We start from the raw sequence: 12,752 nt of genomic DNA on the forward strand, positions 1-12,752 counted from the left end.
GTAGAAAATTAGGGAAATGTGATTCTGACACATCGTGTCAGGTTCCATTTCATCTGAGTGTAACAACTAGCATATCCATAAATTGCTAAAGCAACAACGGCTATCCTATATTTTCCTAGTCTCTAGGAGGGCGAACTCAATTCCTTTCTTTGTTTTTGAGTCAGGTGATGCTCTGAAATCCTCACTGTAATCACCTGATTTGGGTTAACCACACCGTTAAATGCTCGGTCGCGGATGACTTCTTTGAGCGAATGAAGCACGTAGTGGTCAAAGCCTGCTAATTCCAGTTTAACAGATTTTGAGCTTAGATTGTAAAATCTAGCCAAGATTTCGCCGGTATTTTCGGCTTTTTTGACCGTTGACAAGACCAAATCATGATTTTTCACGCTAAACATCGAGTACTGACAGGCTGTGACTGGCTTGCTTTTGTTGAGTTTCATGGCGTGATAAGGCATTTGGTTGTAAGTTTCGACTTTAGCATGATAAATTTTTTCAGCTTGTGCGACTTCGACCGCCGAATTTGCAAAGGTCAGCGCCAAATCAAGCGTGAGCTTGCCTTGCATTTGCGAGTCTGACGTTGGCAATTTGATGCCTGACGGGCGACCTGGGCGGCGGTAGAGTTCTTCTTTGCCCAGCACGCCGACGGCACGCAAGACCGTGATAGCGATTGTGTCAAACTGCTGACCGACGATTTCGTATTCTCTTGACGAATTCGTCAGCATGGCCACGGCATGATGGTCGTCCTCCAGCCCAACGTGTCCCAAGAACGGATAAATCGCGTCAGGCCGCTCGTCCCAGCCCTCTGCCTCCCAATAAGCCAGCGCGTCATCCACCACAGGCCGCCGAATCGTGCCAAATTGGTTGCTGGCAAAGCTCATGCTTGACGCAATCCCAGTCGGTACAAGAAGGCGCAAACGGTGGTCTTTTGCCGTATTTTCCACGGTTAATTCGACTTTGATAATGCGTGAGTGCTTGCTGACAAAGAGTTTCAGGTTGACAGGAAGTTTTGACAGGCTGTCAGTCCGCTGACGGCTTTCTGTCAGCGCTGATGGAACTGTAAATTCATAATTTGAAGTCAAAATAAATTCATTTTCAAACTCCAAAATCTTGACAGCAGCTTGCGTTTGCCCAAGCGACGAAATCGGAACTTCATCAGCCAGCGGTGAAAAGTCGTATTCGTCGCCGTCATCTGCGGTGTCGTCCAGACTGAAAACATTTTCGTAAGTGCGATTTGACCGCCTGTCAGTAATTTTGACCGTGCCGTCCGGATTTCCCGTCAGTTCAAAATCGTCCGTCACAATCCTGTCAGCAGGCTGACAGAAAATGTCTTGCCGCGCAGCTTCCTTGACATAAAGGACTTCGTAGCCCATCGCAGGCAAGTCGCGCATCAGCTCGATTTCATATCTGAAAAACGGTTCATAATTGCCATAATGCACGATTTGACGGTCAATCAGCCCAGGGTCAAGCTCACTGACAGCCTGTAAGTTGTAGCTGACAGCGTTTCCATCAGCATCCATCAGCTCAAAGCCCGCCCAGCGCGTTGTAACAACGGTTTTGACCAGTCTGTCCGCCGCATAAGGCAAGAAATTGAACAGCCCCAGCTTGTCAAAACCTGCCTTGTCAGGCGTTGCCTCCACGATTTTACGCTTGTAAAAGTCAATCAAGCGGTCGCAGCGCTCCTCAGCCTCCGCATAGCGCGCTTTGATTTCACGGTGTACCTTGTCCGAGCAACACGCGCCCATCGAGTCGTGCGCATGATTTTTCAGGAGCAACTTCCAAATGACCTCGACCAAGCCATGCTCATAAGAAAATCCAAGGTCAAAAGCCATTGACATCAAGGGTTCAAGCACATTCGTCAGCTTATTTTCAATCCGCGTATTCATCGCTTTCAAATCTTGCCGCTGGGCAAAAATCGAGCGATGCACACGCGAATATTTCCCGTCAATAAACTCGCCATGCAACGTATCCAGATTTTCATGTTGCTCGATTTCTTCAAAGACATTTTCATAGCGGGACAGGAAAAATTCACGGTCAGGATAAATTTCATTGAGCTGTTCCAAAATCTCGAAAATATTTTGCTGAATGGGCATTTGGTCATGACCGTTCGGCAGCAGCTCCGTCAGCCCCGTTGCACCCTTATCCAGCACTTTAAAATACTTATCCAGTCGCTCTTTTAAGGCTTCTGGATCAGTTGGCAAATATTTCCCAATCGCATAACCCAGCGGAAAAAGCTGTACCAAAACACGCGAGCCATCGTCAGATTCCCAGTAAAACTCGGTCTTATCCGAGCCATGCCGCTCCGAAACCCCGCGCCAAAAAATCGAATATTGAATGTCAAATTGGTTCAAAATCATCGGCATCTGCGAAGTCTGCCCGAAAGAATCAGGAATGTAGCCAATCGCCATCGGCTGCCCTAGCTCAATGCAATCTTTGTAGCCGTAGAGCAGGTTGCGCGTGATGGACTCCGCACCGGTCGTCATCTCGTCGGTCTGCGACACCCAAGGACCAACAATCAAGCGCCCAGCCTGCACCAACTTTCGCACACGCGCCTTATTTTCAGGCTTGACCTCAAAATAATCCTCTAAAACCGCCGTCTGACCGTCCAGCACATAGCTCGGATAATCAGGATTGGATTCCAGCATTTCCATGATTTCGTCCATATTATTCACCAGCAAAATCTGGCTTTCTTCCGTTGAGAAATACCATTCTCTGTCCCAGTGCATATGTGGGACGACGTGAACACGTTTTTTCATAATAAGATGTGAGGCCGACTGTCCTGAAGCGTAGAAAATTAGGACTTAAATAGTCCAGTGGACTATTTAAAGTTGGCTACCCCCAAAAAGTAGAGTAACCAAGTGCTTCTGCGCAAAGCGCAGGTTCAATTTTATCTATTTTCATAGCTTCAAGAAGACCGAACTCAATTCCTTTCTAAGCTTTATACAACTTTACGCAATTTCGCTTGACGAGTAACAATCAAAAGAATTGTAGAAACAGCCGCACCAAGAATCGCTGCGCCAAACCAAACTAAATCAGCTGTCCAAATATTCGAACCTCCCTGAAGCAATGCCAAAGAGAAAATGCCTGCTCCTGGAACGTTTAAGCCAATATTAGCCGAGGCAACAATACTTCCTGTTACCAAAGAACCTGCAATAAATGAACCTAACACCCGAATCGGATCTCCCATAGCAACAGGAATTGCACCTTCAGTAATTCCAGCAAATCCTAAAATCCAAGTTTGCGTTCCAATCTCACGCTCCTCTAGTGTCCAAATATCTTTTCTGATGAACATTGCCGCAGATAAACTGAAAGCAGAGACCATTTTAACAGAAGCAAAGATTGCATAAGGGATAAAGTTACCAGAAGCCATTGCCCCAATGCAGAAAGCGTAAGCTGCTTTATTGACAGGACCACCGAGGTCAAAACTAACCATTGCGCCAATAATTGCGCCAAGCAAAAGTGCATTTGTTCCCTGCATTGATTTTAAAAAGTCAAGGAGTGCAGTATTAAGCCAAGCAACAGGTTGACCAATGATAAAAAGCATTAAAATCGCGGTAATCAAAGTACCTACCACAGGATAGACCCAAAAAGTTACAAAACCTTTAAAAATTCCTTTTGTTTTAATGTGATTCTTCATCCACTTCATCAAAAATCCTGCAACAAGACCACCTAACATCCCACCAAGGAATCCCGAATTAATTGCAGTCGCAGCAAGACCAGCCGCAAAACCAGGAGCAAGACCCGGCTTATCTGCGATAGAATAAGCCATATAAGCCGAAAGGATAGGTACCATCAAGACAGAAAGCATATTTCCGCCAAGTGTTTTAAGTGTAAATAACCAGAAGTTGTTAACTGCTGGCGCAATCGGGGTTGCCATCAGATTTTGTAAATGAAAAATCTGTGTTGCCATCACAGCAAACGCCCCAATCATCCCACCTGCAATGATAACAGGAATAATGTAAGAAATCCCTGTCAATACCGCGTCTTTAACTTCTGTCCAAAAATTCTTTTCTTCAATGTCATTGTTTTCAATCTCATCGTCATAAGATGGAGTATAGTTCTCGGATTTTAAGAGTAGGTCATTGATAACCTTATCTGCGTTTTTTATAGGTTCTGCGACTTTGACATCAATTTTAGGTAGTTTTTTGAATCTTTCTAATTCTTTGAGCGCCACATCATGAGCGAAGATAATCCCAACTGCATGGTTAATATCTTTTGGCGTGATGCGGTCTTCAATCCCATTCGCTCCCTGCTTTTCGACTTTAGCAGTATAGCCAAGCTCTACGGCTTTCTTGGAAATTGCTTCAGCTGCCATATAAGTATGCGCGATACCTGCTGCACAAGCGGTGATTCCAAGAATTAATCCTTTATTTTCTTCTGATGCTGGAATTATTTTTTTATCTGTTGTTGAGAGAATTTTTAGAAGTTCAAAAGGATTTGACGCTGTCTTGATTTTTTCTAAATAATTACTATCCCCCAGTCGAGTCGCGAGTTCTGCAAGCAAGTCTAGATGCGTACTTCCTGCTTCTGTTTCTGGAATTGCAAGTACAAAAAGTGTATCCACACGACTTTCTGTATTCAATGACGGATATTCTGCTGCTATTAATGGTTTTTTCAATCTAATTACTGCAAAAGCTGCTTGCTTCACTGTGACTGACTTTCCATGAGGAATAGCAAGACCATTTTCAAAACCTGTTACTCCCATACTTTCACGGTCATATAACGCCTGTTTAAAGTCTGCTGCTTTCTCAACCACACCTTGCTGCAAAAACTTTTGAGAAACAAATTCAAAAATCTCTTCTTTTGTAGTGAAGGATTGATTGAGAAAAATCAAATGTTCAGATGTTGCCGTTGATAAATTCATGATAACCTCCAATAAGCTTGAGTCCATAACTTAAAAACGATAAAAAGTGAAATTTATGCACAAAACTATCAGTTCATATCGCTATTGTCCTAATCGTTATTCTTAGGTGTCCTCGCACTCAGTTTTAATTTATTTTTCTATGAATTTATCTTATCATGAGAAAAGCGCTTCCCAAAAATTCTGGGAAAAAAGAAAGGCTCTACACGAAAGCCTCTAAAATTTGTGTAATTTTACACAGGGATATTGTTAATTCAATTGGTGATTTTATAACTTATATCAAAATTAAATTCATAAATTAAAGCAATTTTTATTTCAAAAAAGTCTGAAATAGACTATGCATCACAATCAATATTGGTGTTTTATCCGTGACATCATAGTTATCAACGATTTCTTTTTCTGTATAACAAAAAAGCGAAATATCTGAAAGTCGTGATAGGCGATTATCTGTCAAATTAGTCAAACTGATGATGATATGTCCTAATTTTTTGGCATGAGTTGCTAGGTCAATCACAGAATCTGTTTCTCCTGATAGGCTGATAAAAAAGAAAATTTCCTGCTCTGCGTGCTCCATCCGATGCCTGAGTTTATTTGGGTAGGTATAAAACAAAAATTTATCATCTAAGGCGTAGAAATTATCCACACAAATTTTTGCGACAAGTCCCGTCTGACCCACCGCATAAAAATTGACCGCTTTAGCTTTTTGGAAAGCCGAGATTACTTTTGCTTCACGCACCTTATCTATCAAATCAATATTTTTTAACAGAAGTACTGCTTGGGGATTAGAAGGCAGTTTTTTATCTGTTATTTCATGTCTTAACTCAGCTTTTAACTCTGAAAAACCCTTATAACCTAGTTTATGACAAAAACGCGTGATTGTATTTGGCACGGTGTAAATCGTTTGAGCTAGATGAACTATTTTCATCTCAACAACTTCTTCTTTATGGTTGAGAATATAATCTACAAGGTCATCTTCAAGTTCTGTTAATTTATAATCAAAATTTATGGTACGGCTTTCAAAATTCATATCTCCCTTATTGTAACCTGTTTCACTAAAATTAGTCAAGGCTTATCCAGACATACTGATAAGGGTTTAGCGTTCCCGAGAATACAGTTTGTGTGATAATATCAAGTCCTGAGAACGAAAGTGTAACAATTTCGTCACTGATATTGATGATTGAAAGCAAGGTTTTTTTACCATATTCGCGCTTCAATGCAAAAACTCGTTCTCCAAAATCCAATATTTTTTGATTGCCATAAGGATTGAAAGCGACTTCGTTTTTCCTGAATTTGAGAAGCTGCGAGAGTTTTTCGTAAATTTGTTTTCTCTCTAGATTGCTTTCAAGTTCGGCATAAAGCCTGGTTTTATCTAGTTTTTCACGGTTGATTCGTCTTGCTATTCCTGTTTCTTGGACAGCTTTTAGGTCATTTCTTGAGCCGAAAATAGAGTGATAATAAATGGCAGGAACGCCGAGAAAGCTGAGCAAAATCGCATGGGCAGCAAGTAGCTTTTCGGCTGAGCCAAGCGCTGACAGATAGTTGATATTTAGCTCATAGGGCGACTGGCTGCCGTCAGGATTGTTTTTGTAGCTGACTTTGCCGCCATTGTCTAACACCTGTTGGGCAATACGTTCTCGCTCTTCGTCTGTTAAAATGCCTTCTGTGGGACGCAAGCCGATACCGTCATGACTGGCGAGAAAGTTAAAATAAGTGGCGCTGTCTGAGACAGGTTTGATGGTTTTCGCCCAGTGGGTCAGTGCTGACGAATTTCCTGAAATGAAGCTGTGCAAAACCAGCGGCGGCAAGGGGAACTGATAGACCATGTTTGCCTCGTCCGTACCGTTGCCGAAATAGCTGATGTTGTCCGCGTGCGGCACGTTGGTTTCGGTGATGATTTGGACATTTGGTGCGAGCGCGTCAAGGAGCGTCCGCCAGAGCTTGATGACTTCGTGGGTTTGCGGCAGGTGCATCGAGGTCGTGCCGGATTGTTTCCAGAGAAAGCCGATGGCGTCCAAACGGATGGAACTTGCGCCGCGCGCGACATATTCAAGCAGGACTTCGGTCAGTCGTGCCAGCATTTTTGGGTCGTGCGCATTGGTATCGACTTGGTCAGCGGAAAAGGTCGTCCAAACTTTTTTGCCGTCAATTTCTGTAAATAATGGGCTAGTGCGTGGTCGCGTGGTTTTGGAGCTGTCAAAGTTTTCGTCAAAACTGATGAAAGCGCTTTTAAATTCGTCAGCGTCTGACAAAAATTGCTGAAACCAATCTGATGATTTGGACAGATGATTGCAGACAAAGTCAAACATCAAATGGCGCTCCTGCGCGAGATTTTCGACATCTTGCCAAGTGCCCAGCTCAGGATTAATCGCCAGATAATCGACGACTGAAAAGCCGTCATCGCTGGTGTAGGGGAACATCGGCAGGATGTGAATGTCCGTGAAATCGGGCAATTTCTCCGCGACGACTTCACGCAGCACCGAAAGTGGCGCGCGGTCTTTGTCGCGGAAACTGTCGCCGTAAGTGATGAGGTAAGCGGTTTCTTCACTGGGTTTCGCTGCATTTTTATGAACTTTTGATTTCGTCAGCAGGCTGACAAAAAGTTGTTTTGCCTCTAGCAAATCCTCGGCGGTGTAGATTTTTTCTAAATGTTGGTTGATTTTTTCTTGTAAGTTCAAAGTTTTATCTCCAAGTTTGCAAAGTCTCGCTCTGTCAGCACTGACAGGCTGTCAGTAAGCTTTTCTGTCAAATCCACTTGTGCAAAATCAGGCAATTTGACCGTCTCCTCAGTCGGATTGAAGACGCGCAAGATGGACGCGTCCGATTGCTCGGCTTTTTTGAATGCGGAGACGAAAAGATGGTTGGGCAAAGTCAATAAATTCAAGCGTTCAGGCAGATTTTTCATGGCTTCAGGTTGCGGCAATTCAAAGCGTTCCAGCCGTTCCTCAAAGGAATTGAGCGACTGCAGCTGATAGGTCAGCACATTGCTTGCAAATTGCTCTGCAGCGCGGTATTGCTCCGCCACATCGAGCTGGTCAGCCCACTGATAAACGTAGTCAAACTGCCAGTCGCCGAGCATTTGCGCATCTGGTGTTTCAACGATTTTGTTGTTAATCCCAGATGCACGTCCAGGTCGCCAAGCCAAATCATCTCGACCAAGCAAGCCAACCGCGCGGAACAGTGTCAAATTCAGACTGTCAGCCGTCGCCTCGTACTCTTTCAGCCCTTTCGTATAAAGGCTGACCGCGCCCGTCAGCTCAGGCACGCAGACAAAGCGCTCCAGCGGATAAATCGCCTGCGGACTTTCGACAAAGCCCTCCTCGCGCCAAGTGGTGAGATATGGGTTGATATTTTGCCGTTTTTGCAGGCTGAACCCTTGGTCGCCGTAACTCACGCCCTCCGCATTTTCGCCGTGAAAGCGCACGCGCACGCGATGATTTTTGCGTTGATTGTTGATTTTATGGGAAATTTTGATGCCTTTTGAGCCTTTTTCAAGCGTGATTTCGGTCAAAATTTCTTGCCCAGAAAGCACTGACAGAATTGTCAGCTGGCTGACAAGCGCTGATGACTGACTTTTGACCAAGCTGAAATGCCCAGAGAAAGTCGGCAGAGCGTCCTCGTCAGTTGGTGAATAATCATAGGAATCCCCAGCGTCTGTCGCATCCTCAAAATCAAACCAATTTGACCTGACAGCGCCGTCAGAAAGCCTTGTCAGCGTCAGATTTCCCTTGTCAAATTTGACCTCATAAAAATCATTGGAAATCTCCGACTGACAGCCTGTCAGTAAGTTTGGCGCGGCATTTTCAAGCTCAAAAGTCCGATAACCAAAGCCGTCAAAGCTGACCGCCGCCAAAATCTCGCTGCGATAGTAGCCTGGCAGCTCGATTTCGTGCTCGCCGTCCGCCATCGCCTTGACCGCTTTTCCGCCCGAAATATAATCTTGCTTGAGCAAAGTTTGCGTAAGCCCTTTCAGGCGAACCGTTTTTTCGCGGGTAAAAAGCACAAATTTCACATTTTTTGTCAGCGCTTTGGGCAATAAATTAAAAGCCAAAATCGCATTTTCGCCCACACCGCGCGCGATTTGCTTCTTCAAAATATTGATGTAGCCGTCAACCACGCGCTCGATTTTCAACAGCCGATGCTTAATCGCCAAATTCGTCTCGTCCGAATTGCAGCCGCCAAGCGAGTCATGCGCGTGCGCATCAAACAATTCACGCAGGCAATCGTTAATCCAACTGCTCGGATAAGTGCCGCCTAGCTTTTTTGTCAGCACTGACAGCGGCTCCAACTGCTGATAAATTTTTTCTTCCACACGCGCATTGAGCATTTTCAAATCCACCCGCTGCGAGCGAATTGTATTGTGAATTCGTGACTTTTGACAGGCTGTCAGTTCGCCCGAAATCGTTTTGACAGAACTGTCAAAATTGACAGCGCTCATAAATTCCTCATAATTTGACAAAACAAATTCATACGGCAAATCTTGCGCATTCAACGCCGCCACCACTTGTGGAAAATGCGTACGCACCAGCACCTGATCGCCCCCAGCAGGCAAAAGCAAAGGCGTATCAGCAGGCGTCATCTCCGCCAACTTGTCCAAAATCGGCAACAAAGACTGCTCAAGATAAGTCGCGTCAGCCGCCAAAAATTTCCCAGGTCCATAACCAAAATACAGATTATTCGCCTGAACCGTCTCGCCATTTGGCGCTTGCCAAAGAAAATTCAAATTTTCCGCCACTTGCGCCGTATAAAGCCCACGCTGCAAGACCGCATTTTCCAAGCCAAAACGCTTAAAAATACTCGGCAGATAAGCATTTTGTCCAAAAATATCAGGCAAATATCCCACCGCCATCGCGCCACCAAGCCGATCCGCGCCCATTTTCCCCAGCAACAAATTGCGAATGACCGACTCCGTCTGATTGAGCAAAGTATCACATTGCGTGTACCAAGGTCCGATTTTCAAGCGACCAGCCGCCACCAATTTCTCCGCCAACTCCCGTTTTTCAGGATATTTCGCCAAAAAATCATGCATCACCGAATACTGCCCATCAAACACATAAGACGGAAATTCCGCGTGCGCATCCAAAAAATCCAGCAAAAAATTCATATTTTGCGACAAAATGACATTGGAATCCTCCTGTGAAAAGTACCACTCACGATCCCAGTGACTGTGGGGGACGACATAAACTTTACGTTTCATATTTTTCCTCTTTTTTTCTTTTTTTTTTTGGAAATGTTTCTAGTAATGAATGCTCACTGACCTATCTCAACAAGCTCTAACATCGCTTTAGTCTCGCTTTCGCGAGCCGTCAGCGCTGTAAGACCTCGTAAATCGAGGATGTCAGTTGCGCAGATTGTATGGTGCTAAAGCACCAACAATCTCATTACTAGAAAATTTCCACTTGTGGAGCGCTACGCGCTGGTCGGGCTTTGCCCGACACATAACGTTTGCGAAGCAAACTTGCGCGTAGCGCTATCTGTGGAAATTTTCTAGTAGTGAGAACAGCAATGCTTTAGCATTGACTGTTCCGCGCAGGAAGCATCCTCGATTTACAACTTCTTGACAGCCTGACGGCTCGCCCGCGAGACTAAAGGCTGTTTAGAAGTTGTTGAGATAGGCTGACGAGCACTCACTACTAGAAACATTTCCCAAACCAAACAAAAACAAAGGAGAATTGCTCCTCCTCCTTCTCAACAATTTCAACTAAAAACCAATCTCCTCCCCGCGCGCTTCACGCCGTTTGATGAGCGCAAAGCGGACAAAGATATTGAGCAATGCGACGACCAGCACGCCAACAACCAACCCCAGCAAGTAAGCTGGAATGTTCGTGACCAAAGGCCAGCCCCAAACTGCAGGCAAGGGCAACCATTGCACCGCACCGAGCGCGACCGCCGTACAAGAGCCAGCGATTGCACCAATAATGTTAATCGGCACCACAATCAAAGGATTGCGCAGCATGAAAGGAATACCGCCCTCAGAAATCGCAATGAAACCAAGAATAAACGAAGTGCCACCAGCGACACGCAAATCTTCTGGATAAACCCGACGACGCACCACGAAGCGGTCAATAATCGTCGATAATCCAAGCCCAATCGGCGGAATGACAATCGCCAAAACACGCGCAGTCAAAGGAAAAGTCTTATCCGCAGCCAAGGCAATGTTAATCGCACCAGCCGCTTTATTGACAGGGCCACCGAGGTCAAATGCCGTACAAGCCGCAATAATCGAAGATAAAAGCAACTTTCCAGAGCCTGACATTGAAGTAATCCAGTTGGCAATCGCTGCGTTCAAACCACCGAAAACAGGTTGAACCAAAGCAAAGTTTAACACAAAGATAATGAAAACGGAAATCCCGGGAATTAAGAACATCGGCTTAATCGCCTGCAAGTTTTTAGAAACCTTGATGTGTTCATTGAGCCATTTCACACAGAAACCAGCAACCAGACCTAAAATCAAAGCGCCCAAGAAACCTGACGGAATCGCACCTTTATTGAACGTTCCAAGTGCTGTAATCGCTGTATCCGTTGCTTTTGCTGACCCGCCAGCCGCCGTCGTCAAGGGAATACCAAAGCCCGCACCCCAAATCGTGAATTGCAAACCGCTAGAGAACAAACCGCCCGCAAAACCAGCAACCAAGCCCGTCCGACCCGCAATCGAATAAGCTACAAACATCCCGAAAATCGGATAAATAAACTTGAGCAACAAACTCCCAAAAGCATAGAGATAGTTGGTGTAAAGCGTCAACCCGCTCGCCGCTGCTGCGCCACCAGGGAAATAAGCACTAGAGCCAACCGCCGTCATCGGCAAATGCAAAACATAGGCCCAAACCAAAGTCGCAATCCCCATCATCAACCCAGCCGCAACCAGCAGCGGAATCATGTAAGAAATCCCTGTCATGACTGACGTAGAGAGCGTTTTGAGAAAGCCTTGTTTTTGCTCAGGTTCGTCAGCGCTGACAGCATTCTCGTCAGCTGGCTGATAATTTTTCGCTTTTTCGAGCAAGTCATTCACGACTTTATCGGCATTTTTGATGGGTTCAGACACAGGCACATCGACTTTTGGCAACTTTGTAAAGCGTTCGAGTTCTTGGAGCGCGACATCGTGCGCAAAAATCACACCCATCGCTTGATTGACATCCGCTGCTGTGATGCGGTCTTCAATCCCATTTGCGCCTTGTTTTTCGATTTTCGCCGTGTAGCCAAGCTCTGCGGCTTTTTTGGCAATCGCTTCTGCTGCCATGTAAGTGTGCGCGATACCCGCCGCACAAGCGGTAATGCCGAGGATTAAGCCCTTATGCCCCGCGACGACTTCTGTTTTTTCTGCGCTTTTCAGTAAAGTCAAGATTTCTTGCGCACTCGCGGCCTGCTTGATTTGGTTGACATAGCTGAGGTCGCCGATCTTTGCAGATAATTCGGCAAGGAGCGTCAAGTGCGTACTGCCTGCTTCGCGTTCTGGAATCGCAAGAATGAAAAGCGTATCGACTTGATTTTCAGGATTGAGCGAGACATATTCTGCACTTGCGAGCGCTTGTGAAAGCCGCACCACAGCAAAAGTCGCCTTTTTGACCGTGCTTGATTTGCCGTGCGGGATGGCAAGTCCATTTTCAAAACCTGTCAGTCCTTCATTTTCGCGGTCATAGAGCGCCTGCTTATAGTCCGCAGCGCTTGCGACGACGCCTACTTCAGCAAATTTCTGAGCGACAAACTCAAAAATTTCTTCTTTTGTCGTGAACGGCTGATTGAGAAAAATCAACTGCTCCGATGTTGCATGAGATAAGTCCATGAGAACCTCCAATAAGATGTGAGTCTAGTCTAAAATACTATGCTTTAGCGCTTAAAATTCAAGAATGGCAGATATAAGATTTTTGTGAACTGCTTTGAAATGATAAAAATTCGTGAT

6 protein-coding genes are annotated in these 12,752 nt (G+C 45.2%); all 6 read right to left on the reverse strand.

The features are described from left to right. Nucleotides 1-122: 122 nt before the first annotated feature. The 6 genes from D7I46_RS05365 to D7I46_RS05390 all read right to left on the reverse strand — a co-directional run bounded on the left by D7I46_RS05365 (nucleotide 123) and on the right by D7I46_RS05390 (nucleotide 12,635). Nucleotides 123-2,753, reverse strand: a complete 2,631-nt coding sequence (locus D7I46_RS05365) for a glycoside hydrolase family 38 N-terminal domain-containing protein (protein ID WP_120771958.1) — start codon at nucleotides 2,751-2,753, stop codon at nucleotides 123-125. Nucleotides 2,754-2,935: 182 nt separating this feature from the next. After that, nucleotides 2,936-4,861, reverse strand: coding sequence for a PTS 2-O-a-mannosyl-D-glycerate transporter subunit IIABC (mngA, locus tag D7I46_RS05370; protein WP_120771959.1), 1,926 nt, complete (start codon nucleotides 4,859-4,861; stop codon nucleotides 2,936-2,938). Nucleotides 4,862-5,168: 307 nt separating this feature from the next. Next, on the reverse strand, nucleotides 5,169-5,924 hold the full coding sequence (locus tag D7I46_RS05375) for a MurR/RpiR family transcriptional regulator (protein WP_240424512.1): 756 nt from the start codon (nucleotides 5,922-5,924) through the stop codon (nucleotides 5,169-5,171). Then, a complete protein-coding gene (locus tag D7I46_RS05380; RefSeq protein WP_120771960.1) occupies nucleotides 5,917-7,533 on the reverse strand; it encodes an alpha-amylase family glycosyl hydrolase in 1,617 nt (538 codons plus the stop codon). Before D7I46_RS05380 ends, D7I46_RS05375 begins: the two co-directional genes overlap by 8 nt. Further along, a complete protein-coding gene (locus D7I46_RS05385; RefSeq protein WP_120771961.1) occupies nucleotides 7,530-10,052 on the reverse strand; it encodes a glycoside hydrolase family 38 N-terminal domain-containing protein in 2,523 nt (840 codons plus the stop codon). The genes D7I46_RS05380 and D7I46_RS05385 overlap by 4 nt, the downstream gene beginning before the upstream one ends. A gap of 504 nt (nucleotides 10,053-10,556) precedes the next feature. Next, complete coding sequence (locus D7I46_RS05390) at nucleotides 10,557-12,635, reverse strand: fructose-specific PTS transporter subunit EIIC (RefSeq protein ID WP_120771962.1); 2,079 nt, start codon at nucleotides 12,633-12,635, stop codon at nucleotides 10,557-10,559. Nucleotides 12,636-12,752 lie beyond the last annotated feature (117 nt).

The sequence above is a fragment of the Lactococcus allomyrinae genome, from assembly GCF_003627095.1.
GTDB classification, from domain to species: domain Bacteria; phylum Bacillota; class Bacilli; order Lactobacillales; family Streptococcaceae; genus Lactococcus; species Lactococcus allomyrinae.